Genomic DNA, 23,978 nt, shown 5'->3' on the forward strand with positions numbered 1-23,978 from the left:
CCTTGGCTCATCCGTCCTTCGGCACCTCGCAGTCGCGGGACGGGCTCTCCCCGGGCCACCCCATGCCTTCGAAGCGGATGGTGGAGTCATCCTTGCCCTTGCCGAGGGTGACCACTGCCACGGCCTTGTTGTATGGGTTGCCGTCGTTGTCCATGCAGAACCATCCGGTTACCCCGGGGACGCCCTTGGTGGAGTACGTGGCTCGCCACTGGTCCCGGACGCCCTCAAGGCTCGGTACGCGGCTGTTCGCGTCAGGAGGTGTTTCCTTGAGGGCGTTGGCCGCGAGCCAGACCGAGTCGAAGGCGCTCATGGCGCGGGAGTCGTCCCAGAAGTCGGACTCGCCGGAGCTGAGGCCCCGCCGCTCGGCTTCGCCCTGGATTGAGCGCAGGACCTGAGCCGGTGAGCGTGTCGCGCTCGTGTAAAACTCCTTGGTCTTCCCGAAGTCGCCCTTCTCCCACATCTGGGGGTGCCCCACAGCTGAGTACTGCAGAGTGATCCGGGGATTGTCCTTCAGGGCCTTCCAGTCGCGGGCCGTGAGGTACAGCGAGACGGTGGAGGCCCCGGAGCCGGTGATCACTGTTTGCTCCAGCTTGCCGCACGGGCGCGCCGCGAGTTCCAGCAGGAAGAGCCGCAGGTGTACGGGGCGCCCGGCGAAGTAGATGTTCTTGGCCCGGCTGTTGCAGACCGAGTCGACCATGGCTGCGAACTGGTTGGCGACGTTGCCCACCTCGGTCGGACTCTCGGACTCAAACTCCTTGGGCTTGGTTCGCGGGGAGACGGCTTTGGCGAAGGCTTTGGCGAGCGAGGAGTTGTACGTGTCGTGGGGGCGGATGTCCACCACGAGCACGGCGTCCTCGCGCTTGGTGTCCTTCTCGCCTGTGTTGTAGTCGACCAGGGCTTTCGCCTGGTCGGAGTTGGTCGGCGCGGTGCGCGCCATGCCGGGAAAACGTTGTGTTCCGTCCGTGCGTACGTTTTCCATCTCGTCGGCGGTGATCGGGCCGCCGACCATCGGAATGTCCACAGCGGCCAAGGCGTGCAGGGCGTCCTCGGTGTTCTGGACGCTCAGGTTGAAACCTGTGACCGCACGCAGCGGGGACTGGGAGTCGTCGGTCATGTCGTGAAGGCGGCTGGTGACCTTCTCCCACGAGGCGTAGTCCCGGCCCGGGTTGGCGAGGACAAGACGGATGCTCGGGGTGCGTGAACCCAGTGGTGCGGCATGGTTCGCGTGAAGCTGGGCCAGGTAGGCGCCCTGTACCTCCCGCAGGACCTGACGCCGTTCGGGACCGTTGTCGGGAGTCATCGGCAGCATGAACGCCACGGTGGCCGTGGACTTCGCCTTCTCCGCCGCCGCGTTCTCCTCACGGATCAACCGGGTGACCTTGTCAAGACCGGGGTTGTCCGCCTTGTCGAAGGTGTAGGTCCCGTCACTGATGCCGACGCACTGGTTGTTCTTCTTCTCGATGCGCAGGTCGTAGTGGCAGTAGTCGGGACGGCTCACCACTTCGTTCGTCACCCAGCCCAGTCCGGCGCACAGCACGGCCAGACCGCCGAGCACCACTGCCTGCTTCTGCCGCTGGCCCGGTACCCACAGTTTCCGCGCGAGGACGGCGAGTCCGGCCAGAACCAGGGCGACAGCCAGGTACAGCACCGGCTCGGGCCAGGTCATCAGGAAGCTCGGCACGTCAATCAGCCTCCGAGGGAATCGGCAGGTGGGGTATCCGGTGGCCGGCAGCGAGAAGGGTCGGCCATCGAGCGGCCGCCTGCCGTATGGCACCGTCCTCGTCGTCGAAGGCGACTCCAAGGCTGTGGAGAAGCATGCGGAGCGGGTTGTCGGAGGAGTCCGGGGCCTCGTAGACGGATGAGAGGGTGGAAATCTCCCACAGCATCGTCACCATCCGGTTGATTTCCCTGTGCTCGCTGTCGGGGCGCCCGCCGTCGCAGGCCTGACAGGGAATGTCCGGTTCGGGGTGCCGCGCGGCGTATCCGGCAGGCGGGTGTGGAGCGGCGCACACGAACTGCACGGTGCTGAGCCAGTCGCGTCCACTGCTCCGAGAGAAGATCTGGTGCAGTGCGGCCACGACCGTCTTCCGCCGCCCGAGAGCTAGGCAGTGATGGAGGTACCCGTCGCGCTCGGGCTGCTGAGTGGCGTCATTGGGCCAGATGTAGTGGCTGCGGGCCGCTTCGTGCAGACTCTTCCAGTAGGCGTCCACCGACTCGACCGTCGACGCTGTCGATCGGTCGCCCCCTCCGGGCACGGCGGGCTGCACACGCAGCTGGTGCACCAACAGCTCCCGTAGGGCCCGGTCGGAAACGACCGGCACAAACGCGCCCGCGCCTTGCCAGGGTTGGCGGTCCCAGAGGTCTTCTCTCAGAAAGTCCCGCACCTGTTGTGGATTCTCGGCCCAGTTCTCCCCGGCAGCCGGGGGCAGAGGGAGCCGCCGCCCGTGATCGGTACGCAGACGCAGCGCCGCCGCGCGTCGTGGCAGCCAGGAGCGCGGATTGTCGTCCGGAACGAGGTACCACAGCAGCGCGTCGCAGGTGGTCGGCCGTCTCAGCGGAGGGAGACCGAACAGCACCTCCCGCAACTGGGACGGTTCGCCGGTCGGCACGTCCGCCGGGGCGGCGGGAAGGGTGAGGAGAACCTCTCCGAGTCGAGAGGGGGCACACCGCAGGAGGTCACTGTCGTGCTTGCCCAGGTCCCTGCGGGCCGCCCGGATCAGGATGCCCGCGCTTCCCGCGCCGCCCATGCTGAGACGCTCGATCAGATCCGGCAGACCGCGGGGGCAGTTGAGGCGGCCGATCTCGGCGCCGATGCTTCCGGGCCCCAGGGCCGGCGTACGCATTCGCAGCCGCCACTGCCCGGGGGTCCCATCGGCCGGGGAGGCCCACAGACCGGTGTCAACGTCCGAGACGCAGACCGGAGCGGAGTGAGTCGAGCTGGCCGGGCGTTCGGTGACACCGGCCACGGTGGCGACAATGACAGGGCGCTGAACGGTGGTGTTCCCCGCACTCCTCGCAGCTCCCGGCCCGCCGATCTGGACGTAGGCGGCCAGGAGCAGGTCGAGCAGTTTTCGGCTGGTGCCGCTGTGTGCGTCGTCTATCAGGATCAGTGCGCGTGGCGGCGGAAACCAGTGCCGGCCGCCGGTGTGCGCGTCGACGTCCGCGAGGAAGGCCCGAGCCAGCCGCTCCTCCAGATCGGCTCGGGCGCCGGCGCCGGTCTGCAGCTTCAGGTGCGCGGCGTACATCAGGAGCCGTCTCGCGCCCTCTCCCGGATACGTGCCGAGTTCACCCCGCCACCAGTCCAAGGCGCGCTTCTGCGGGCGGGGGGCCAGATACCTGTCGCGGAGCCGCTGGGCGAGGCCGTCCAAGTTCGGCGCACCGGGGATGAGTGCCGCGATCACCGGCATCGCGGCCTGGAGCAACTCCCCGAACAGAGACCTGAGCCTGTTCTCGGACGTTGCGTCCGTGAGAGCACGAAACAACTCTCTCAGCTTACTGCGGAAATCCGCGGCACCTCTGGGGCCGGCCCCGGCCCCGTGACCACCGTCGGCAGTATCTCCGTCGCCGCCTTCCCCGTCGGTATCCGCGAGCAGGGCGACAGCCACGAGGCCGTACGTGAAGCGGGGAAAACGGATGTTGTCCGACTCCAGGGCAATGACCAGCCAGTTCAACGCCACAACAGCCGGGGAGTCGGTGAGCTCGGTGCCGTCCTCCGGAGCAGGCTCGCCCGACCCGGCGGGAAGCGGCCACCGCGCGACGGGAACAGGGCCGTCGACATAGGAGGTGTAGAGCTCCTCGCACAGGGCGGTCTTCCCGGTGCCGCGGCCACCATAGATCTCCACCACCGGGGCGCCGGCGGGATAGGTGAGCTGGACCTGACCGCCCTGGGCCTTGCGTCCCACAAGGCCGGGAATGAACGTGTTCCGGAAAGCCGCGTACCCGTAGAGCTCTCCGTTCGGCATTCCTTACCCCCGTACCCCCGTGCGACGGACCGGGAGTCAGGTGAAAGGCGGACAACTCCCCTGTGGCGGACCCGCATTGGCCGTTCCGGATCAGTGACGGTGCCGTAGGCGCCAGGATGCGGCGCGGTCGAGTGCCTGTCCACCCTGAGAACCAGCCGACCTGACTCGGGGGCCCTGTGCGGGCACAGGGCGGCGGGCTTCATGGAAGACCGCCCACAAAATGCGACCAGGACGGCAGCCACCCACGAAGAAGGGCCCCACCGCGAACGGTGGGGCCCATCAACTTAGTGCCCGGTGAGGCACTGGCGGAGGATACGAGATTCGAACTCGTGAGGGGTTGCCCCCAACACGCTTTCCAAGCGTGCGCCCTAGGCCACTAGGCGAATCCTCCGCCGCAAACAATACAAGACGTTGAGGAGTGCTCGCGAACCAGATCCACTTCCGGTCTCGAGATCGCTCCCGGGATCGGCCTGGGGACGTCCCCGGGGCGGAGACCGGGGTGGGGTCCGGCGTCGCTTCCGGGCCCCGGGATCCGCTAAGGTGGGGCTCAGCCCCTCACGTGGCGCTATCTGACTGAACTCCCCCAGGGCCGGAAGGCAGCAAGGGTAGGTTGGCTCTGGCGGGTGCGTGGGGGGCGCTTTGCGTTGGGGCGGTCCAGGTTGTCAGTGGTCGCCATTAACCTCGTAGGTGTGTCGTCTCTCGCGTTGTACCGCCGCTATCGCCCGGAGTCATTCGCCGAGGTCATCGGGCAGGAGCATGTAACCGACCCGCTGCAGCAGGCGCTGCGCAACAACCGGGTCAATCACGCCTACCTGTTCAGTGGCCCGCGCGGCTGCGGCAAGACGACGAGCGCGCGCATCCTGGCCCGCTGTCTCAACTGTGAGCAAGGTCCCACTCCGACGCCCTGCGGCGAGTGTCAGTCCTGCCGCGACCTGGCGAGGAACGGCCCGGGTTCGATCGACGTCATCGAGATCGACGCCGCTTCGCACGGAGGTGTGGACGACGCCCGTGACCTGCGCGAGAAGGCCTTCTTCGGGCCGGCGAGCAGCCGGTACAAGATCTACATCATCGACGAGGCGCACATGGTCACTTCGGCGGGCTTCAACGCCCTGCTGAAGGTGGTCGAGGAGCCGCCGGAGCACCTCAAGTTCATCTTCGCGACGACGGAGCCCGAGAAGGTCATCGGGACGATCCGGTCGCGTACGCACCACTACCCCTTCCGCCTCGTTCCCCCCGGCACGCTCCGGGAGTATCTGGCGGAGGTGTGCGGCCGGGAGCAGATGGCCGTCGAGGAGGGTGTGTTCCCGCTGGTCGTGCGGGCCGGTGCCGGTTCCGTGCGTGACTCGATGTCCGTCATGGACCAGCTCCTCGCGTCCGCGGCCGATGACGGTGTGACGTATGCCATGGCGACCTCCCTCCTCGGTTACACGGACGGGTCGTTGCTCGACTCCGTGGTGGAGGCCTTCGCGTCGGGGGACGGCGCGGCCGCCTTCGAGATCGTCGACCAGGTCATCGAGCGCGGCAACGACCCGCGGCGCTTCGTCGCCGACCTTCTGGAGCGGCTGCGGGACCTGGTGATCCTCGCGGCGGTTCCGGACGCGGCGCAGAAGGGACTCATCGACGCCCCGTCGGACGTCGTGGAGCGGATGCAGGCGCAGGCGAGCGTCTTCGGCGGCGCCGAGCTCAGCCGCGCGGCCGACATCGTGAACGAAGGCCTCACGGAGATGCGGGGAGCGACATCACCCCGCCTGCAGCTCGAGCTGATCTGCGCCCGCGTGCTGCTCCCGGCCGCGTACGACGACGAGCGCTCGCTCATGGCCCGCCTCGACCGTCTTGAGCGCGGCGGCAACTTCATGGCGGGAGCGCAGGCGGGCGGCGGTCCTGGCCCGGCGATGGCGTACGTTCCCGGTCCCGATGCCCATGCGGGTACGCAGCCCGGGGTGCACCCCGGGGCGCGGCAGCCGGGTTCCGCGGATGCGCAGGTTCCGCCGGGGGGCGGGGCCGCGGCGGTGCGGGCGGCTGTGCGGGGTGGGGGGCCGGCTCCTGCTGCTGGTTCTGCTGAGTCGGCGGCTTCTGCTCCTGCCGCGTCGCCGGCTCCTTCCTCTCCGGCCCCGGAGCCGGTTGCTCCGCCGGTGCAGGCAGCTCCGACTCCGGCGCCGGGTCCCCAGGCACCCGCCGGCCCGGCACCGGCTGCCCCGGCGTCCGGTGAGCGGCGTCCTGGTGGGTGGCCGACGGCTTCGGCGCCGGGGAGCGGGCCACAGCAGACCGGGCCCGCCACTTCCGCTCCTTCCGGGGCCCCGCGTCCGGGTGGCTGGCCCACGGCCGCGCCCGCCGGGGGCAGTGCTCCGGCTCCGGCGGCGAATCCGGCTCCGGCTCCGGCGGCGGCTCCCGCACCGGCTGCGACTCCGGTGGCGGCCTCGGCTCCGGTGGGCGGGCCCGACCCGCGGACCCTGTGGCCGAACATTCTTGAGGCGGTCAAGGGCCGCCGCCGCTTCACCTGGATCCTGCTGAGCCAGAACGCCCAGGTGGCGGGCTTCGACGGGACGACACTGCAGATCGGCTTCGTGAACGCGGGGGCGCGGGACAACTTCGCCAGCAGCGGCAGTGAGGACGTACTGCGGCAGGCGTTGTCGGAGCAGTTCGGCGTGCAGTGGAAGGTCGAGGCGATCGTCGACCCCTCCGGTGGCTCGGCGCCGCCGCCCGCCGCGGGCAACTTCGGGGGCGGCGGGACGCCTCCGCCCGCGCGGCCTGCTCCGCAGCAGCAGTACCAGCAGCAGTCGCCGCCGCCCGCGCCGCCCACCGCGAACCGGGCGCCCGCCCCCGCACCTACGCCCGCCCCGGCTCCCGCCCCGGAGCAGCGCGTTCCGGACCACGTCTCCCCGGAGGACGACACATGGGCGGACGACGACCCCGACCTGGTCGAGTCGGCGCTGTCCGGCCATGACCTGATCGTCCGCGAACTGGGCGCGACGATCGTCGAGGAATACAACAACGAACCCTGAGGTGGCGCTGCGCTGGTCCGGGGCGCCAAGGGTGACGGGGCGACGGGGCAACGGCATGGTGGGGCGACGCGGTGACGGGGCTGCGGGATCACGGGACGGGTTCTGTCGGGCGCGGTGTCGTTTCTGTCCTGTCCCGCCGCCTCGCGGCGGATGGCTCCAGCCCGCCCGCTTGCCCCGGCAGCGGCTCCTCGCCGTACGGGCAACCCAGCCCCTCTGCGGGTTCGCCATCGCGTCGGCACCGTCCTGTCCGTCGGTCTGATCCTGGTCACCCCGCAGCGCCCTGCCATAGAGGCGACTCCCGCTCCCGCGCAGAGGCGGCCCCGTTCCGGGGAGTCAGGCAGGTGTGCGGGGAGCTGGACGGCCTGAGCGCCCTGGGCGCCCTGAGGAGATCCGCAGCCCCGCCCCGAGCCCCGCCCCGGAGAGCCGACCGCAGGGGCCCGATGCTGGAGGAACGTACAAGCACGGGAGCCCCCCAGGCTGGGGCGGCCGTACGAAGGCACGTGTCCCGCCAAGCTAGGCTGGCGCCCGTGAAGGTCCTCGTCATCGGCAGTGGTGCCCGCGAACACGCCCTGTGCCGCTCTCTGTCCCTCGACCCCGACGTCTCCGCCCTGTACTGCGCCCCCGGCAACGCCGGCATCGCGGACGTGGCCGAGCTGCGCCCGGTCGACGCCCTCGACGGCAGCGCGGTGGCCGCCCTGGCCACCAGGCTCGGCGCCGAGCTGGTGATCGTGGGCCCGGAGGCGCCCCTGGTCGCCGGAGTCGCCGACGCCGTGCGTGACGCCGGAATCCCCTGCTTCGGCCCCTCCAGGGAGGCCGCCCAGCTGGAGGGCTCCAAGGCCTTCGCCAAGGACGTGATGGCGGGCGCCCAGGTGCCCACCGCGCGGTCCTACGTCTGCACGACCCCGGAAGAGGTGGATGAGGCGCTCGACGCCTTCGGGGCGCCGTACGTCGTCAAGGACGACGGCCTCGCCGCGGGCAAGGGCGTTGTCGTCACCGATGACATCGAGGCGGCCCGAGCCCACGCCCTCGCCTGCGACCGTGTCGTCATCGAGGAGTTCCTCGACGGCCCCGAGGTCTCCCTCTTCGCCGTCACGGACGGCGTCACCGTAGTCCCGCTTCAGCCCGCGCAGGACTTCAAGCGCGCCCTCGACGGGGACGAGGGACCGAACACCGGCGGCATGGGCGCGTACTCGCCCCTCCCGTGGGCCGACCCGAAGCTGGTCGACGAGGTCATGCAGAGCGTGCTGCAGCCCACCGTCGACGAGCTGCGCCGCCGCGGCACCCCGTTCGCGGGGCTGCTGTACGCGGGCCTGGCGATCACCGGTCGCGGCGTACGGGTCATCGAGTTCAACGCCCGCTTCGGCGACCCGGAGACGCAGGTCGTCCTCGCCCGCCTGAAGACGCCGCTCGCCGGACTCCTGCTGGCCGCCGCGAACGGCACCCTCGCCGACCTGCCCCCGCTGCGCTGGAGCGACGACGCCGCGGTGACCGTGGTCATCGCCTCGCACAACTACCCGGAGACCCCGCGCACCGGCGACCCCATCGAAGGCCTCGGCGATGTCGCGGCACAGGATGCCCCGGACGCGTACGTCCTGCACGCGGGGACGAAGCGCGACGGCGACGCGGTGGTCAGCGCGGGCGGCCGTGTGCTCTCCGTGACGGCGACCGGCACGGATCTCACGGCGGCACGCGAGCGGGCCTACGCGGCGCTGTCCCGCATCCGCCTCGACGGCTCCCAGCACCGTACGGACATCGCGGCGAAGGCGGCCTCGGAGGCGTAGCCAAAGTCACCCGCGTCGCACCCGAGCCGCAGCCACGTGGTGCCCACGTGGCACCAACGCAGCACTCACGCGGCGCCCGCGAACGGCTCACAGGCCCCGGATCTGACACTGGATCCGGGGCCTGATCGTCATCCACCTTTACCCAAAGCCATTCCATCGAGTGACCGCTGGCCCATCCGGCTGACGATGCCCGGCACCCCAACTAGGGTGCGGCGCAAGCGGTTCAGGTGCCCAGAGCCAAACAGACCACCGGCATTGCGATGTCAGTGGCGGGTGCCACAGTGGGGGAGTGAGCAAATCCATCGGCGGCTGCCGTCCGCCCGTCGTCCCGGCCCCCGGCCGGGAGACAGGCGACGCAGGCAGCAGGGGGTGACATCGGTCGTGTCAGGTACGGGTGTGGAGGTGGGCGTGCAGTCCGCACGTTCCCAGGCGCTCGCCGTGCTGCGCATTCGCAGCAGGGCGCTGGCCGTCGCACTGCTGCCCGCTGCCGTCGCCGTCGTACTCATCGCGGGCGGCGTCACGGGCCATCTGACCGGCGGAAGTTGGGACGTCGCGCGCGGCGTCGTGACGGCCGTCGCCGCCCTCGTCCTGGTCGCCGCCGCGGGCATCGCGCTCGTGGTCGCTCGGGCAAGGCCCGCCGTCAGCCCGACCGTCCCGATCACCGAGGCCTCGGCCCCGGACCTGTATCGCCTCGTGCGGGACCTCGCCGACCGCCTCGACGTGCCGGCCCCCTCGGCGATAGCGCTCACCCCGGACTGCGACAGCTGGCTCGAGGACCGCACACACCCCGCGCACGGCCCGCCCGCGGAGGCCTCCGCCCCACCATCGCCCAAGGACACGGGCAACGGCGTGCGCGACGGTCGCCCCGCACCGCGCCGCCCGGCCCCCGTCACGCCGGTCCTCGTCATCGGCTCCCCGTTCCTGTGGTGGATGCGGGTCGGTGAGCTGCGCGCGGTGCTCGCCCCGGTCGTGGCCGGCACGGGACCCTCGGCACATCCCGACATAGCAGCGGCCCGACGCTTCATCCGCGGGCTCGACGCCGCGGTCGCGGTCACTTCCGCGCCGGGACGCGGTCCGCTCGTGCGTACGGTTCTTGGCGGCGCCGGCTGGGTGACGCGGCTGCTTCTGCGCAGCGTCCGGGGGCACGCGGGCGAGATGGAACGCGGGGTCGCTGCGGCCGCCGCCGAGCGCGCCCAGGCCGTGGACTACGGGGTGCGGATCGTCGCCCAGGAGCAGGTGGGCCTGGCGTATGCCGGGTGGGACCGGCTCCTGACCAAGGTCGCGCTGCCCGCCTGGCGGATGGGCCGCTGGCCCTCCCGGCTGGACGCGGGCGTCGTCTCCGCCCTCACCGAGCTCTCCCGCAGGGACCGCCTGGCCGAGGGCTTCACGTCCCGGCTGGGTGAGCGTCCCGCCTGTGACCTCCTGGAGGAGCCGGGGTCGGTGGACGAGGCGGCTTCGCTGCTCGCCGCACGCCTCTTCCACGGCGGCCCCGCCGAGCAGAGCCGGGACTGGGCGCCTGTGGCGTGGCAGGAGTATCCGGACGAGGTCGTGGACCGCAAGTGGCGCATGGACGCCGCCCGTCTCCACCGCGTACTGGACTCCCTGGGCGTCAGCCACGGCGCCGACCCGATGAGAGCCGACTCCAAGGGCCCGACACTGGGCCGCGTTCTGGACCACCTCACGGCGGAGGTGACGGAACCCCCCGACCCAGCGGAGACGCCGCACCGGACCCCCGCTCCCGGCCCAGCGGGGGGGCCGCCCCACCCGGCCCCCGCTCCCGGCACCACGGAAGCGTCGGCTGCCGCGGAATCCGCAGCGTCCGCGGAATCCCCGGCGTCCGAAGCAGCCTCAGCAGCGGCCTCAGCCTCCGAAGCGGCCTCGGCCGTCGAATCAGCCCCAACCGTCGAATCAGCCGTGGTCGGCGAAGAATCCATGGTCCGCGAAGAATCCATGGGCGGCGAAGAGCCCACAGACGGCCCCGGCGGTCTGCTGGCCGCGGGCCTCACCGCGGAGATCGCCCGCGAGGAAGCCGCAGCCCCGCCCCGCCCCGCGCCCACGGGACAGGGCCCGGACGGCGCGCTCTGGGACGACGGAATGCTGCCGTTGTTCCCGCTCCAGCCGCCGCGTACGGGGCGGGAGTTGCTGGCCGATCACGTCACGGCGCTGGTCTGCTGCGCGGCCGTGGACACGGCGGGCGCCGCACCCGGCCTCGACTGGCTGGACGGCCCGTCACTCCTGGTCGACGGGGAGCGCGCGGCGGATCTCACGCCGCACGTCCTGAGCCTCGTGGAGGAAGGCGACCCCATACCCCTGCGCGGCTGGCTGGCCCGCCTGGGCGTCCGCCCGGAGAAGCCGGTCCGCCTGGTCTGACCCGAGGCAGACCTCGGTCGACCCGGACCCAAACCCGACCCGAGCCCAGACCCGGACCCAGGCCCAAGACCCGGCCCGGCCCCAGGCCCAGACCCGAACAGGGACCCGAGCCCGGCCACTCCCCGGCTCACCCTCTCCCCACGCGCACCCCCCACGCCCCGGAACACTCCCTTCCGTTCTCGTCGATTAGCGACGAACGGTGACGGAGTGCGTGCGTAATGTGATGTGCTGGGACCGGCCGTCAGCCGACATGCGACCAGCGGCACCACACACGGCCCAAAGCGGCACCACACACGGGCAAAGCAGCACAACACACGGACAACACACCGCCACACACGGACAACACAGCAACTCGCACCGCACAGACATCACTTCGTACAGCACAGCGACACAGCAACTCGCACAGCACGACCACACAGCAACTCGCACCGCACAACGACACGGCAACTCGCACCGCACAGCGCAGAGCAATCTCGGGGGAGCAGCGAGGGAGGGGACACACATGGGGTCGGAGCAGATCCGCAGGTGGGAATCGGGCGCCCTGGCGCACGCCGTGACCGACCCCTTCGGCCAAGGGCCCCTGCCCTGGCTCCGAGGCGCCGCGCACTACTTCGACGATACGGGCCAGGTCGTCCCCTGGTACATCGACCACGCCCCGTCCCCCGGCGCGCAGAACATCCCCGCGCCCCGCGATCGCGTCCGTACGAACGGCCCCCGTACCGCCGACGACGTGCACGGCCAGATCAAGGGCTTCGCCTCCACCGGCGCCGCGGCCCCCGGCGAGGCGATCGACTTCCACGTCACGGTGGACCCGCCCCAGCAGTTCAGCGTCGACATCTACCGCATCGGGCACTACGGCGGTGACGGCGCCAGCAAGATCAGCACGAGCCCCCGCCTCTCCGGCATCGTCCAGCCGCCCCCGCTCGCCGCGGACCGCACGGTCTCCTGCCACCACTGGTGGCTCTCCTGGCGTCTGCAGATCCCGAGTTACTGGAGCGTCGGGGCGTACGTGGCGGTGCTCACCACGGTCGACGGCTACCGCTCGCACGTCCCGTTCACGGTCCGCGACGACCACCGCGCCGATCTGCTCCTGCTCCTGCCGGACATCACCTGGCAGGCGTACAACCTCTACCCCGAGGACGGGCGCACGGGCGCGAGCCTCTACCACGCGTGGGACGAGAAGGGCCGCCTCCTGGGCGAGAGCGAAGCCGCTCACACGGTCTCCTTCGACCGTCCGTACGCGGGCGCGGGCCTGCCCCTGCACGTCGGTCACGCCTACGACTTCATCCGCTGGGCCGAGCGGTACGGCTACGACCTCGCGTACGCCGACACCCGAGACCTGCACGCCGGCCGCATCGATCCGACCCGCTACCGAGGTCTGGTCTTCCCGGGCCACGACGAGTACTGGTCGTCGAACATGCGCCGGACCACCGAGCAGGCCCGAGAGCACGGCACGTCCCTCGTCTTCCTCTCGGCCAACACCATGTACTGGCAAGTGGAGTTGGGCCCTTCCCCGTCCGGCGTGGCGGACCGCCTGCTGACCTGCCGCAAGCGCCACGGCCCCGGCAGGCCGGCCCTCTGGCGGGAGCAGGACAAGGCCGAACAGCAGCTCCTCGGCATCCAGTACGCGGGCCGGGTACCCGAGCCGGCCCCCCTCGTCGTGCGCAACGCCGACCACTGGCTGTGGGAGGCGACCGGCGCGCACGAAGGGGACGAGATCGAGGGCCTGGTCGCGGGCGAGGCCGACCGCTATTTCCCGCGCACCGCGCTCCCGGAGCACCAGGGCCGCATTCTCCTCGCCCACTCTCCGTACGAGGACTCCGAGGGCGCCATGCGCCACCAGGAGTCGTCCCTCTACCGAGCCCCGTCCGGCGCCCTGGTCTTCGCCTCGGGCACCTTCGCCTGGTCGCCGGCGCTCGACCGCCCCGGCCATGTGGACACGCGCGTCCAGCGCGCCACCGCCAACCTCCTGGACCGCATCTGCAAACGGGACTGAACGCCCATCGACGTCCCCTCGGCCGCCACCGACGTCCCCCTGGCCACCCACCGACGCCCCCCTGGCCGGGAGCCGCCTCCCCATGCGGGAGAATCAGCAGCATTCAGTCAGAACCACGGGGAGGAACCGTGTCCGGATTCGTAGAAAAGCCCGAGCCGCTTCAGGTGCCGGGCCTGGTGCATGTGCACACCGGCAAGGTGCGCGACCTGTACCAGAACGAGGCGGGCGACCTCGTGATGGTCGCGAGCGACCGCATGTCCGCCTACGACTGGGTGCTGCCCACGGAGATCCCCGACAAGGGCAGGGTCCTCACGCAGCTCTCCCTGTGGTGGTTCGACCAGCTCGCTGACCTCGTACCGAACCACGTCATCTCCACCGACGTCCCGCCCGGCGCCCCTGCCGACTGGGAGGGCCGCACCACGGTCTGCAAGTCCCTGGCGATGGTCCCGGTCGAGTGCGTCGCCCGCGGCTATCTGACGGGCTCGGGCCTGGTCGAGTACAACGCCACGCGCACCGTCTGCGGCCTCGCGCTGCCCGGCGGCCTGAGCGACGGCTCGGAGCTGCCCGCACCGATCTTCACGCCCGCCACGAAGGCGGAGGTCGGCGAGCACGACGAGAACGTGAGCTACGAGGAAGTGGCCCGCCAGGTGGGCGCCGAGACGGCGGCCCAGCTCCGCCAGGCGACCCTCGCGGTCTACGGCCGGGCCCGTGACATCGCCCGGGACCGTGGCGTGATCCTCGCCGACACGAAGTTCGAGTTCGGCTTCGAGGGCGAGACGCTGGTCATCGCCGACGAGGTCCTCACCCCGGACTCGTCCCGCTTCTGGCCCGCGGACAGCTGGCAGCCGGGCCGCGCCCAGCCGTCGTTCGACAAGCAGTTCGTCCGCGACTGGCTGACCTCGCCGGCCTCCGGCTGGGACCGCAAGAGCGAGCAGCCGCCGCCCCCGCTCCCGCAGGACGTGGTGGACGCCACGCGCGCCAAGTACATCGAGGCGTACGAGCGTCTGACCGGCACCGCCTGGTAGCGAAAAGACGAACGAACGGACGGGCGAACAGACGAAAGAACCCCCGGCGCCGAGAGGCACCGGGGGTTCTTCGTGTGGAGCGGACGACCAGGTTCGAACTGGCGACCTCAACCTTGGCAAGGTTGCGCTCTACCAACTGAGCTACGTCCGCGCTGCGCCGAAGCGCGATGCCAACTATACCCAACCTCGCTCGCGTGCGAGACGCACCGCGGCATGACGATTCTCGGCCCCGATCTTGGTGGCGGCGGAGGAGAGGTAGTTCCGGACGGTCCCCTGCGACAGCGCGGCCCGCTCGGCGATCTCCGCGACAGGCGCCCCGTCGGCGGCGAGTTCGAGCACCTCGGCCTCGCGGGCGGTGAGCGGCGAGTCCCCGGCGGAGATGGCGTCGGCGGCCAACTCCGGGTCCACGTAGCGGTTACCGGCATGGACGGATCGGATGATCTCGGCGAGGTGCTGCGCGCTCACGGTCTTCGGCACGAAGCCCCGTACGCCCACGGCGAGCGCCCGCTTGAGATGCCCCGGTCTGCCATGGCTCGTCACGATCATGGTGCGGCAGTGTGGCAGTTCGTCCCGCAGCGATGTGGCCACACTCACACCGTCGGTGCCTGGCATCTGCAGATCGAGCACGGCGACATCGGGCCGGTGCGCCCGCGCCATGGCAAGCGCTTCGGGCCCGGATGCGGCCTCGGCGACCACGACAAGATCGTCCTCAAGCCCGAGGAGTGCGGCGAGCGCGCCACGGATGAGGTGCTCGTCATCGGCGAGCAGTACGCGCACGGTCACCGCACAGCCTCCGTCCGCTCTCGACCCACAGCTTCAGCCTCCGGCTCCGACGAACCAGGCAGAGGAACCTCCGCGGTGAGACGGAACTTCCCCCCGCCGGACGCGAAGTCCAACTCCCCGTCCACGACGGCCAACCGCTCCCGAAGCCCCGCGAGCCCGGACCCCGCCCCGACAGGGGCACTCTCCGGCACCCCATCGTTGGAGACGGTGAGAACAGCCCGCTCGGCCCCGACCCGCAGGGTCACCGCACAGTGGCGGGCGTCGCCATGACGGAGCACATTCGTGGCCGCCTCCCGCACGACCCACCCAAAAGCCGACTGCACCGCTGCGGGCAACCCAGCAGGGGACCCGGCCACCCGGCATTCGATGCCCGCGGCTTCCAGCACCCCCTGCGCCCCGGCCAGTTCGACCGCCAGGTCGATCTCCCGATACCCCCGCACCACCTCCCGCACCTCCCGCTGCGACTCCCGGGCGATCCGCTGCACCTCGACCATCTGGTCGACCGCCTCCGGCCGCCCCCGCTTGGCCAGCTGCACGGCCAGCTCGCTCTTCAGCGCGATGACCGCGAGATTGCGCCCCATCACGTCGTGCAGATCCCGCCCGAACCGCAGCCGCTCCTCGGCGACAGCCAGCCTGGCCTGTACGTCGCGGCTGTTGTGCAGTTCGTACATCACGCGGAGCACCCACGCCGAGCAGCGCATGGTGTAGGCGAGCGCGCAGCCCGCGTACGCGACCGTGAAGAAGGTGGGGACCAGGAGCTGGACGCCCCCGCCGATCAGCCAGACCCCCGAGCACACCGCGGCCGTCGCGACCGACTGCACGAGGAAGCTGACCCTCAACGAGGCCAGCAGGCTGTACGCGCTGAGGAACGGCATCACCGCGGCGGCGAGCGCGATGGTGAGCGAGGGGAACTCCTCGGGCCCGGCGAAGGCGGCCAGGGCGAGGACGCCCGAGACGGTCACCACCATGAGGCCCGCCCCGACGGCGATCCACCGCCGGGGCACGGGGTCACCGTCGAGGTACTCGCCGAGCCCGGCCCCGAGCAGCTTCGTGGTCCAGGGGCCCTGGGCGGCGGCGGCCACGGCCACGGCGCAGATCAGCACCCAGGGCGCGTCGGAGTGGCGCACCGGCCGGGTCACGGACAGGGCGATCACCAGGGGTACGGAGACCCAGACCAGGGAGTGCAGGGACGCGCGCGTGTAGTGGTCGACCTTGTCGAGGCCGCTGCGCCGGCGCCATTTCCGTACCCGTCCGAACACCGTGCCGCTCCTTGCGTCAGCGCCGCGGTTCCCAGCGGAACCACCGGCGTACAGCAAACACCGAGACGACGGTCCAGGCCACCGCGGTCACGACGGCGCCGAGGGCGTCGGCCGCCGAGAGATTTCCGGTCCAGCCGCCCCGCACCAACTCGATCACCGGCGAGAGCGGAAGCAGTTCACAGACCGCGGCCAGCTTGTCGGGCATGACCTCGAAGGGGATGAAGAGGCCCGATGCGAACATCGACGCGAACGCCAGCGGCATGGACATCACCTGCGCCGACTCCACGGACCTGCTGAGACTGGCGGTGACCGCGGCGAGGGCGGCGAACATCACCAGGCCAAGGAGTACGCCGATGACAGCGAGATACGGCGCGCTCGGCGCCCCCGCGTCGAGCAGCGCGACACAGCCGACCGCCAGGACGACGCACTGGGTCAGGCCGATGGCGACCGAGGGCAGCGCGGCCCCCGCGAGGATCTCCGCGTCCCGCAGCTCCCCGGTGCGCAGCCGCTTGAGCACCAGTTCCTCGCGGCGGGCCGCGAAGACGGTAGTCAGCGCCGTGTAGACGGCGAAAAGCACGGAAATGCCGATGGCGCCGGGCACCACGACGGAGCCGACCGAGAGCCCCGTGCCCTTCAGGTCCATGCCGCCCGCGGCCTGGTGCAGGCTGAACGGCATCACGAGCGGCACGAACAGCGCCGCGAACAGAGTGCCCTTGGTGCGCCCGAGCAGCGTCAGCTCGGCCCGCGCGAGCGCCCGCATCCGCCCCGCAGGGGTCGTCGAAGCGGTCCCGGTCACCGTCGCCGTACTCATGCCACCGTCTCCTTGTCCGACACACCCGCATCAGCAGTCACACCAGCACCCGCGCCGGCACCGGTCCCGGTGCCCCCCTCGGCCTCCCGCGCGATCCGCAGGAACGCCTCCTCCAGCGAGGCCGCGCGCACATCGAGGCCGCGCAGCTCCACCTGGGCGTCCCGCGCCCACAGCAGCAGCCCCGTCGCGGCCCGCTGCAGCTCATGGGTCCGCAGCCGGACCTGCCTGCCGGTCACCTCGTGCCCGCTCACTCCGAGCTCGCCGAGCGGCGGCAGATCCCCGAGGAAGTACCCGTCGGGCAGTTCGAAGGAGACGTGCGAGGGCTGCGAGGCCACCACGTCGGCGACCCGTCCCTCGGCGGCGATCCGCCCCTCGTGCAGGATCGCGAGCCGGTCGGCGAGGTTCTCGGCCTCTTCGAGGTAGTGCGTGGTGAGGAGCACGGTCGTGCCGCCGTCGCGCAGGGCGCGCACCAACTCCCAGGTCTCGCGGCGCCCTTCGGCGTCGAGTCCGGTGGTGGGTTCGTCGAGGAAGAGCACCTCGGGCTGCCCGATGAGCGCCGTCGCCAGGTCGAGCCGCCGCTTCTCGCCGCCGGAGAGCATCTTCACGCGGACGCCGGCCCGCTTGCCGAGCCCCACCATGTCCAGGGCCTCCGCGGTGGGACGGGCGCCGCTGGTGCACCCCGCCCACATCCGTACGGTCTCCCCGACCGTCAGCTCGGAGGGGAAGCCGCCTTCCTGGAGCATCACACCGATCCGGTGGCGCACGGCGCCGCGCTCGGCGTACGGATCGTGTCCGAGCACCCGTACGCGACCCCCGGCGGGTGGGGCGAGCCCTTCGAGGAGTTCGACGGTGGAGGTCTTTCCCGCGCCATTGGTCCCGAGCAGTGCGAAGAGCTCCCCGCGTCCGACGGAGAACGAGACTCCACGGACCGCCTCGAAACCGCCCCCGTACACGCGCCGAAGATCGGTCACGTCGATCACTTGGTCAGTCTTGGTCATGGGTAGAGCATCTCCCGGCGGCGGACGCCGGATCAGTGCGCGCTGTCACCGGCTGGCATGACAAATGTCAGAAGCCCTCGTACCTACCAGGGAAACGAAGAAGGCCCCGGTCGCGATGACCGGGGCCTTCTTCCGTGGAGCGAACGACGAGGTTCGAACTCGCGACCTCAACCTTGGCAAGGTTGCGCTCTACCAACTGAGCTACGTTCGCATTGCCTCCGACCAGCTCTCACTGATCGGCGCGAGCACCAGCTTACCGCACTCGAAAGAGTGCTCGGTGAGCGATGCAGAGCGGGTGACAGGAATTGCACACTGCGCCTTCCCCCTGGAAGGGGGATGTTCTACTACTGAACTACACCCGCAAGACTCCGTGGGTTCGGGCCTTCGGCCTTGCCCCTCGGCGTGCTCCAGACTTTAGCCGACCGGCGGGGGTGCAGGTCAAGTCGGTTGCCGAGGGGCCCTCCTGGCAGGCCATCGGCCGAGGTCAGCCGAGGTCAGTCGAGGGTCGGCCGGGGTGTGCCAGGAGGGCCGGAGCGTCAGTTGGCCGCCTCGAAGGCCTCGTAGACCTTCTTCGGGATGCGGCCGCGCGGCGGGACGTCCATCTGGTGCGAGCGGGCCCAGGCGCGGACGGCCGCGGGGTTCGCCGCCACCGTGGTGTGCCGGAAGGCCTTCCCGGACTTCGACTGCTTGCGGGCCGCGTCCAGGTACGGGGCGAGTACCTTGCGCAGTTTCCTGGCATTCGTTTGATTGAGGTCGATCTCGTACGACTTGCCATCAAGACCGAAGGCGATCGTCTCCGCCGCTTCCCCGCCGTCGATGTCGTCAAAGAGAGTGACTACGACACGCTGCGCCACGAATATCGGTCCCTTCGTGCGGCTCCACCGCGGTTGACGTGCGGCGATGCCGACTGTCCGGCTGTTATGGGCACTGTTATGTGCAAAGGATCGGCCAATGCCTATTCCTTTGTACAGTGCGTGGCATTGAATTGTGAAGCCCGGCTAAATCCGCCCGCGTGTCCGGGCGCATTGGCGATGCGTGATCTTTTCCAGGATTTTTCGCGAAGGTGCCCCGTTCGATACGTGAGTATGAGCAGGAACGTGACCGTCCTCACGTAGGTTTCTACGAATCTACGCGAGTAGAATTTTTGTGCGGGTAGTCTGAAGGGACCGCTCAGCCAGCACCACACACCGGGAGTGCCAGTGGCACGCGTCGTAGTCGACGTCATGCTCAAGCCGGAGATCCTCGACCCCCAGGGCCAGGCGGTGCAGCGTGCACTGCCGCGCCTCGGATACAAGGGGATCGCCGACGTACGTCAGGGAAAGCGCTTCGAACTCGAGGTGGACGGGCCCGTCGATGACGCAGCCCTCGCCCGTATCCACGAGATGGCGGAAACCTTCCTCGCCAACACCGTGATCGAAGACTTCTTCGTAAAGGTGGAGGAAGAGAAGTGACTGCTCGAATCGGAGTCGTCACTTTCCCCGGAACGCTCGACGACCGCGACACCCAGCGCGCCGTCCGCGTCGCCGGCGCCGAAGCAGTGCCGCTCTGGCACCGGGACAAGGACCTGAAGCAGGTCGACGCCGTGGTGCTTCCCGGCGGATTCTCGTACGGCGACTATCTCCGGGCCGGGGCCATTTCACGGTTTTCGCCCGTGATGGAGTCGGTCATCGACCAGGCGAAGGCCGGGATGCCGGTTCTCGGTATCTGCAACGGCTTCCAGGTGCTCACCGAGTCGCACCTGCTGCCGGGCGCGATGCTGCGCAACAACCACCTGCACTTCATCTGCCGCGAGCAGAGGCTGCGCGTGGAGTCGGACCGGACCGCCTGGACCGCCGACTACACGGCAGGACAGGAGATCCGGATTCCGCTCAAGAACATCGACGGCCAGTACACGGCCGACGAGCGGACCCTGGACATGCTGGAGGCCGAGGGCCGCGTCGCCTTCCGCTATATGGACGGCAACCCCAACGGCTCGCTCCGTGACATCGCCGGCATCACCAACGAGGCGGGCAACGTCGTCGGCCTCATGCCGCACCCCGAGCACGCCGTGGAGCCGCTGGTCGGGACCGGCCGCACCGACGGCCTCGGATTCTTCACCTCGATCCTGAAGAAGCTGGTCAACGCATGACTCTGGACACCGTCAAGCACGCAGCCGAGACTCCCGACGTCAAGCTGCCCTGGGCCGAACTGGGCCTGAAGGAAGACGAGTACGCGCGCGTGCGCGAGATCCTGGGCCGCCGTCCCACCGGCGCCGAGCTCGCCATGTACTCCGTCATGTGGTCCGAGCACTGCTCGTACAAGAGCAGCAAGGTGCACCTGCGCCAGTTCGGCGAGAAGGCCCCCCAGAACGACGCGATGCTCGTCGGCATCGGCGAGAACGCGGGCGTGGTCGACGTCGGCCACGGCTACGCGGTCACCTTCAAGGTCGAGTCGCACAACCACCCCTCGTACGTCGAGCCCTACCAGGGCGCGGCGACCGGTGTCGGCGGCATCGTCCGCGACATCATCGCGATGGGCGCGCGCCCGGTCGCGGTCGTGGACCCGCTGCGGATGGGCGACGCGAACCACCCCGACACCAAGCGTGTGCTTCCCGGAGTCGTCGCGGGCATCGGCGGCTACGGCAACTGCCTGGGCCTGCCGAACATCGGCGGCGAACTCGTCTTCGACGCCTGCTACCAGGGCAACCCGCTGGTCAACGCCGGCGCCATCGGCGTCATGCGGCACGAGGACATCCACCTCGCGAAGGCGTCCGGCCCCGGCAACAAGGTCATCCTGTACGGGGCCCGGACGGGCGGCGACGGCATCGGCGGCGCCTCGATCCTGGCCTCCGAGACCTTCGACGACACGAAGCCGTCGAAGCGTCCCGCCGTGCAGGTCGGCGACCCCTTCCAGGAGAAGCTCCTCATCGAGTGCACCCTGGAGGCCTTCGCCGAGAAGCTGGTCGTCGGCATCCAGGACCTCGGCGCCGCCGGACTCTCCTGCGCGACCTCCGAGCTGGCGTCCAACGGCTCCGGCGGTATGCGCGTCGAGCTCGACGACGTACCGCTTCGCGACTCCACGCTCACTCCCGAGGAGATCCTCATGAGTGAGTCGCAGGAGCGCATGTGCGCGGTCGTCGAGCCCGAGAAGGTCGAGCGCTTCCTCGCGATCTGCGAGAAGTGGGACGTCATCGCCACCGTCGTCGGTGAAGTGACCGACGGCGACCGGCTTGAGATCTTCTGGCACGGCGAGAAGATCGTGGACCTCGACCCGCGCACCGTCGCCCACGACGGCCCGGTCTATGAGCGCCCCTACGCGCGGCCGAAGTGGCAGGACGCCCTCCAGGCCGACGACGCGAACAAGCTGGCCCGCCCGGCGACCTCGCAGGAGCTGCGCGACCAGGTGCTCGCGGTCGTCGCCTCGCCGAACCAGGCCTCCAAGGCGTGGGTGACGGATCAGTACGACCGCTTCGTGCAGGGCAACACGGTGCTCGCGCAGCCCGAGGACTCCGGCATGGTCCGCATTGACGAGCAGTCCGGCCTCGGTGTCGCCCTCGCCAACGACGGCAACGGCCGCTACTCGAAGCTCGACCCGTACGCGGGCGCGCAGCTCGCCCTGGCGGAGGCGTACCGCAACGTCGCCGCGACCGGCGCCAAGCCGCTCGCCGTCTCGGACTGCCTGAACTTCGGTTCGCCCGAGGACCCGGACGTGATGTGGCAGTTCGCCGAGACCACCCGTGGCCTCGCCGACGCCTGCCAGATCCTGGGCACCCCGGTGACCGGCGGCAACGTCTCGCTCTACAACCAGACGGGCGAGGCGGCCATCCACCCGACCCCGGTCGTCTCGGTGCTCGGAGTGATCGACGACGTCGCGCGCCGCACGCCGATGGCCTTCGCCGAGGAGGGCCAGCTGCTGTACCTCCTCGGTGACACCTCCGAGGAGTTCGGCGGCTCGGCCTGGTCGCAGGTCGTCCACGACCACCTCGGCGGGCTTCCCCCGAAGGTCGACCTGGAGCGCGAGAGGCTGCTCGCCGAGATCCTCATCTCGGGCTCGCGCGACGGCATGATCGACGCCGCGCACGACCTCTCCGACGGTGGCCTCGTGCAGGCCGTCGCGGAGTCCTGCCTCCGTGGCGGGAAGGGCGCGCGCCTGGTCGTCCCGGACGGTCTGGACGCGTTCACCCTCCTGTTCAGTGAGTCGGCGGGGCGTGCGGTCGTGTCCGTCCCCCGCTCCGAGGAGCTGCGGTTCACCGACATGTGCGGGGCGCGGGGCCTGCCCGCGACGCGCATCGGTGTGGTCGACGGCGACGCGGTGGAGCTCCAGGGCGAGTTCACGCTGCCGCTGAGCGAGCTCCGCGAGGCGCACGAGGGGACCCTGCCGGGGCTCTTCGCCTGACGGGTTCAGCTAATAACTGGATCAGCCGGCGACCGGTTCAGCTCGTACGTGACTGAAGGCCCCACCCGATGGGAGATCGGGCGGGGCCTTCGGCGTCTGACCGCGGCGTACGCCATGTACACGCACGTCCAGAAGTCACCCCGGTACCGTGACCCGCATGACTGAGGAGCTGGGGCTGCGCGCGCGCAAGAAGAGGCAGACCGCCGCGCGGATCTGGCAGGTCGCGGTGGACCTCTGCGCCGAGCGCGGCTTCGATCACGTCTCCGTGGCGGAGATCGCCGAGGCCGCCGAAGTGTCGAAGATGACCGTCTTCAACTACTACGGCACCAAGGAAGGCGTGATCGTCAGCCCGATGGAGGAGCACGTCGGCGACCCGGCCCGCGCGGTCCGCGAGCGGCAGCCCGGCGAGTCCGCGGTCGCCGCGATGCGCCGCCAGTTCCTGGAACAGGTCGCCGTACGCGATCCGTCGATCGGCCTCAGCGGCGACCCGCGCGCCCTCAAGGTGCGCCAGCTCATCAGCGAGACACCGACCCTCTCGCTGCGCATGGTCAGCTTTCACATGCGCAGCGTCCAGCTCCTCGCGGACGCCCTCGCCGAGGAGACGGACGACACGCTCCTCGCCCGGGTCGCCGCCGCCCAGCTCATCGGCGCCCGCAACGCGCTCATCGTGGAGAACCATCAGCGCACCCTCGCCGGTGACCCGCTCGACGAGATCGCCAAGGACTGTGCCGAGTCCGCCGAGCGCGTCTTCGGCCAGGTGGAACAGGGCCTTCAGGGATACCCCGGGGGGAATTAGGCTCGGCCCATGCCACCGGCCAAGAAGCGCACGCGTACCTACGACCCCGCCAAGATCCGCACCGCTGTGCTCACCCAGTTCGGGAACGTACGAGAAGCGGTGGCCACCCTGCAGCCCGAGCAACTCGCCCTGCCGACCAGGCTCGGCAGCTGGACCGTCCGCGAGCTGGCGGCTCACCTCACGATGGCGCTCGGCGGCGCCACCCGCTTCCTCGCCATGCCTGAGCCCGCGGCGCGCGAAGTGGCCCTGCTCGACTGGCCGTTCGCGACCGCCTCGGCCGCGGCGCAGGTGGACGAGGCCGCGCGGGCCTTCGCCGCGCAGGAGGACCTGGACGAGCTGTACACGCGCACGCTCGCCGGTTTCGAGGAGGCGCTGCCCGACCTCACGGCGGGGCGGCTCATGCCCACCCGCTTCGGTGCGATGAGCCTCGACGACTTCCTGGTCACCCGTACCGTCGAACTCGTCGTCCACACCGACGACCTGAACGACGCGGTGCCGGGTCTGGACGTCCCGTACGACCGCCAGGCCCTGGCCGCCTGCACCCGGCTGCTCGCCGACGCCCTCGCGGTGAAAGCCCCCGGTGGCGCGGTGGAGGTCCGGATCCCGCCGTTCGCGGTGGTCCAGTGCGTGGAAGGGCCCCGGCACACCCGCGGCACCCCGCCGAACGTCGTCGAGACCGACCCGCTCACCTGGATCCGCCTCGCGACCGGGCGTACGGACTGGAAGACCGCCCTGGACGCGGCGAAGGCCAGTGCGAGCGGGGAGCGGGCGGACTTGGCGGGGCTGCTGCCGGTCATGAGCTGATCCGCCGTTCGGGGGTG

The 23,978-nt window shown here is 70.4% G+C and carries 17 protein-coding genes, 4 tRNA genes and 1 other RNA gene; 11 read left to right on the forward strand and 11 right to left on the reverse strand.

What is annotated here, in order from left to right; all coding sequences use genetic code 11:
- Positions 1 to 7: 7 nt before the first annotated feature.
- The 3 genes from AB0I94_RS17985 to AB0I94_RS17995 all read right to left on the reverse strand — a co-directional run bounded on the left by AB0I94_RS17985 (position 8) and on the right by AB0I94_RS17995 (position 4,353).
- Positions 8 to 1,681, reverse strand: coding sequence for a hypothetical protein (locus tag AB0I94_RS17985; protein ID WP_363310524.1), 1,674 nt, complete (start codon positions 1,679 to 1,681; stop codon positions 8 to 10).
- 1 nt (position 1,682) lies between these two features.
- The gene (locus AB0I94_RS17990) at positions 1,683 to 3,962 is read right to left on the reverse strand and encodes a hypothetical protein (protein ID WP_363310525.1); all 2,280 of its coding nucleotides are present in this window, start codon (positions 3,960 to 3,962) and stop codon (positions 1,683 to 1,685) included.
- 303 nt (positions 3,963 to 4,265) lie between these two features.
- A tRNA-Ser gene (locus AB0I94_RS17995) sits at positions 4,266 to 4,353 on the reverse strand.
- Between the two features lie 155 nt (positions 4,354 to 4,508).
- On the opposite strand from AB0I94_RS17995, the gene ffs reads away from it, so the two are divergent.
- From ffs to AB0I94_RS18025, 6 genes are all read left to right on the forward strand, one after another.
- Positions 4,509 to 4,607: signal recognition particle sRNA small type (gene ffs, locus AB0I94_RS18000), an RNA gene on the forward strand.
- 44 nt (positions 4,608 to 4,651) lie between these two features.
- Positions 4,652 to 6,964 (forward strand): DNA polymerase III subunit gamma and tau, encoded by a 2,313-nt coding sequence (locus AB0I94_RS18005; protein WP_363310526.1) that lies wholly within the window; start codon positions 4,652 to 4,654, stop codon positions 6,962 to 6,964.
- Positions 6,965 to 7,491: 527 nt separating this feature from the next.
- Complete coding sequence (purD, locus tag AB0I94_RS18010; RefSeq protein WP_363310527.1) at positions 7,492 to 8,745, forward strand: phosphoribosylamine--glycine ligase; 1,254 nt, start codon at positions 7,492 to 7,494, stop codon at positions 8,743 to 8,745.
- A 381-nt stretch (positions 8,746 to 9,126) separates the two neighbouring features.
- Positions 9,127 to 11,115 carry a hypothetical protein gene (locus AB0I94_RS18015; RefSeq protein WP_363310528.1) on the forward strand — a complete coding sequence of 663 codons (1,989 nt, stop codon included), beginning with the start codon at positions 9,127 to 9,129 and terminating at the stop codon, positions 11,113 to 11,115.
- A 502-nt stretch (positions 11,116 to 11,617) separates the two neighbouring features.
- Positions 11,618 to 13,111, forward strand: coding sequence for a N,N-dimethylformamidase beta subunit family domain-containing protein (locus AB0I94_RS18020; RefSeq protein WP_363310529.1), 1,494 nt, complete (start codon positions 11,618 to 11,620; stop codon positions 13,109 to 13,111).
- A 128-nt stretch (positions 13,112 to 13,239) separates the two neighbouring features.
- Entirely contained in the window at positions 13,240 to 14,136 is an 897-nt protein-coding gene (locus AB0I94_RS18025; RefSeq protein WP_363310530.1) for a phosphoribosylaminoimidazolesuccinocarboxamide synthase, read from the forward strand.
- Positions 14,137 to 14,211: 75 nt separating this feature from the next.
- Here AB0I94_RS18025 and AB0I94_RS18030 read toward each other — a convergent pair.
- From AB0I94_RS18030 to AB0I94_RS18065, 8 genes are all read right to left on the reverse strand, one after another.
- A tRNA-Gly gene (locus AB0I94_RS18030) sits at positions 14,212 to 14,287 on the reverse strand.
- 23 nt (positions 14,288 to 14,310) lie between these two features.
- Entirely contained in the window at positions 14,311 to 14,919 is a 609-nt protein-coding gene (locus AB0I94_RS18035) for a response regulator transcription factor (RefSeq protein WP_363310531.1), read from the reverse strand.
- A complete protein-coding gene (locus tag AB0I94_RS18040; RefSeq protein WP_363310532.1) occupies positions 14,916 to 16,178 on the reverse strand; it encodes a sensor histidine kinase in 1,263 nt (420 codons plus the stop codon). The genes AB0I94_RS18035 and AB0I94_RS18040 overlap by 4 nt, the downstream gene beginning before the upstream one ends.
- Before the next feature lie 16 nt (positions 16,179 to 16,194).
- Positions 16,195 to 16,989, reverse strand: coding sequence for an ABC transporter permease (locus AB0I94_RS18045; protein ID WP_363310533.1), 795 nt, complete (start codon positions 16,987 to 16,989; stop codon positions 16,195 to 16,197).
- On the reverse strand, positions 16,986 to 17,987 hold the full coding sequence (locus AB0I94_RS18050; RefSeq protein WP_363310534.1) for an ABC transporter ATP-binding protein: 1,002 nt from the start codon (positions 17,985 to 17,987) through the stop codon (positions 16,986 to 16,988). The genes AB0I94_RS18045 and AB0I94_RS18050 overlap by 4 nt, the downstream gene beginning before the upstream one ends.
- A gap of 135 nt (positions 17,988 to 18,122) precedes the next feature.
- Positions 18,123 to 18,198: transfer RNA gene (locus AB0I94_RS18055), tRNA-Gly, on the reverse strand.
- Positions 18,199 to 18,277: 79 nt separating this feature from the next.
- Positions 18,278 to 18,349, reverse strand: a tRNA-Gly gene (locus AB0I94_RS18060).
- Between the two features lie 174 nt (positions 18,350 to 18,523).
- Positions 18,524 to 18,841, reverse strand: coding sequence for an Lsr2 family protein (locus tag AB0I94_RS18065; protein WP_363310535.1), 318 nt, complete (start codon positions 18,839 to 18,841; stop codon positions 18,524 to 18,526).
- A 345-nt stretch (positions 18,842 to 19,186) separates the two neighbouring features.
- Between AB0I94_RS18065 and purS the strand changes: the two genes are divergently transcribed.
- The 5 genes from purS to AB0I94_RS18090 all read left to right on the forward strand — a co-directional run bounded on the left by purS (position 19,187) and on the right by AB0I94_RS18090 (position 23,961).
- Complete coding sequence (gene purS / locus AB0I94_RS18070) at positions 19,187 to 19,438, forward strand: phosphoribosylformylglycinamidine synthase subunit PurS (RefSeq protein WP_363310536.1); 252 nt, start codon at positions 19,187 to 19,189, stop codon at positions 19,436 to 19,438.
- Positions 19,435 to 20,115, forward strand: coding sequence for a phosphoribosylformylglycinamidine synthase subunit PurQ (gene purQ, locus AB0I94_RS18075; RefSeq protein WP_363310537.1), 681 nt, complete (start codon positions 19,435 to 19,437; stop codon positions 20,113 to 20,115). The genes purS and purQ overlap by 4 nt, the downstream gene beginning before the upstream one ends.
- Positions 20,112 to 22,361 (forward strand): phosphoribosylformylglycinamidine synthase subunit PurL, encoded by a 2,250-nt coding sequence (purL, locus tag AB0I94_RS18080; protein WP_363310538.1) that lies wholly within the window; start codon positions 20,112 to 20,114, stop codon positions 22,359 to 22,361. The genes purQ and purL overlap by 4 nt, the downstream gene beginning before the upstream one ends.
- A gap of 157 nt (positions 22,362 to 22,518) precedes the next feature.
- Positions 22,519 to 23,157 carry a TetR/AcrR family transcriptional regulator gene (locus AB0I94_RS18085; RefSeq protein WP_363310539.1) on the forward strand — a complete coding sequence of 213 codons (639 nt, stop codon included), beginning with the start codon at positions 22,519 to 22,521 and terminating at the stop codon, positions 23,155 to 23,157.
- Positions 23,158 to 23,166: 9 nt separating this feature from the next.
- Positions 23,167 to 23,961: a sterol carrier family protein gene (locus AB0I94_RS18090; RefSeq protein ID WP_363310540.1), complete on the forward strand. Its 795-nt coding sequence runs from the start codon at positions 23,167 to 23,169 to the stop codon at positions 23,959 to 23,961.
- Positions 23,962 to 23,978 lie beyond the last annotated feature (17 nt).

The organism is Streptomyces sp. NPDC050147 (assembly GCF_040660195.1).
Taxonomy (GTDB): Bacteria; Actinomycetota; Actinomycetes; order Streptomycetales; family Streptomycetaceae; genus Streptomyces.

Bases quoted from the DNA above. Each gene is read 5' to 3' on its own strand.
- AB0I94_RS17990 (WP_363310525.1), bottom strand. From the start codon at position 3,962: ATGCCGAACGGAGAGCTCTACGGGTACGCGGCTTTCCGGAACACGTTC.
- purL (WP_363310538.1), top strand. From the start codon at position 20,112: ATGACTCTGGACACCGTCAAGCACGCAGCCGAGACTCCCGACGTCAAG.
- AB0I94_RS18020 (WP_363310529.1), top strand. From the start codon at position 11,618: ATGGGGTCGGAGCAGATCCGCAGGTGGGAATCGGGCGCCCTGGCGCAC.
- AB0I94_RS18045 (WP_363310533.1), bottom strand. From the start codon at position 16,989: ATGAGTACGGCGACGGTGACCGGGACCGCTTCGACGACCCCTGCGGGG.
- AB0I94_RS18085 (WP_363310539.1), top strand. From the start codon at position 22,519: ATGACTGAGGAGCTGGGGCTGCGCGCGCGCAAGAAGAGGCAGACCGCC.
- AB0I94_RS18050 (WP_363310534.1), bottom strand. From the start codon at position 17,987: ATGACCAAGACTGACCAAGTGATCGACGTGACCGATCTTCGGCGCGTG.
- AB0I94_RS18090 (WP_363310540.1), top strand. From the start codon at position 23,167: ATGCCACCGGCCAAGAAGCGCACGCGTACCTACGACCCCGCCAAGATC.